Consider the following 896-nt stretch of genomic DNA (forward strand, 5'->3'; position numbering starts at 1 on the left):
GGGTGTTGGGGTGTGGGGTTGTTGGGGGTTGGGGGTGTGGTGGGTGGTTGTTGTTGGGTTGGTGGTGTTTGTTTGGGGTGGTGTTGTGGGGGTGTTGTGTGGTTTTGTTAGGGGGTTTGTTTGGGTGGTTGTGGTGGTTGTGTTGGGTTTTGTTGTTGTGGGGGTGGGTTTGGGGGGTGTTTTTGGGTTTGGGGTGTTGTTTGGGTTTGTGTTTGTGGGGTTTGTGGGGGTTGGGGGGGTTGTTGTGTTGGGGTGGGGGGTGGGGTTTTGTTGGGGGGTTGGGTGGGTTTGTGGGGGGGTGGTGGGGGGTTTGGGGTTGGTTGGGTGTTTTGGTGGGGGGTGGGTTTTGGGGGTGTGTTTTGGGGTGTTGGGGGGGGTTTGGGTGGTTGGGGTTTGGGTGGGGTGGTGTTGGGTTTTGGTTGGTTTGGGGTTGGTTGGTGGGTTGTTTTTGGTGGTTGTTGTGGTGGTGTTGTGGGGTGGGGTTGTGGGTTTGGGGGTGTTTGGGTGGGGGTTTTTTGGGGTTGTTGGGTTGTTGTTGTTTGGGGTTTTGTTGGGGTGTGTGTTGGGGTTTTTGGTGGTGGTGGGGGTTGTTGTTGGTGTTTTTTGGGGGGGTGTGTTGTTGTTGTTTGTGGGTGGGTTGGGTGTGGGTGTGGGGGGGGGGTTTGTTGGGGTTGTTGGTGTTGGTGTGGGTTGTGGTTTGGGGGTGTGTTGGTGTTGTTGGTGGTTTTTGTTGTGGGTGGGGGTTTGGGTGTTGTGTTGGTGTTTGGTGTTGGGTGGGTGTTGGTGGGTGGTGGGTGGTTTGGTGTGTTTGGTTTGTGGGGGGTGGTTGTGTGTGTTTGGGGGTTGTGTGTTTGTGGGTGTTTTTTTTGTGGGTGGGGGTTTTTGGGGTGTGTTTG

1 protein-coding gene is annotated in these 896 nt (G+C 55.6%); it reads left to right on the top strand.

Features of this window, described 5'->3' with window-relative positions; genetic code table 11:
• Positions 1-415: 415 nt before the first annotated feature.
• Positions 416-896: hypothetical protein (locus VBH83_RS19330; protein ID WP_396999096.1), on the top strand; the 481-nt coding region annotated here is incomplete at its 3' end.

The sequence above is a fragment of the Ochrobactrum sp. S1502_03 genome (genome assembly GCF_044435015.1).
Classification (GTDB): Bacteria; Pseudomonadota; Alphaproteobacteria; order Rhizobiales; family Rhizobiaceae; genus Brucella; species Brucella chromiisoli.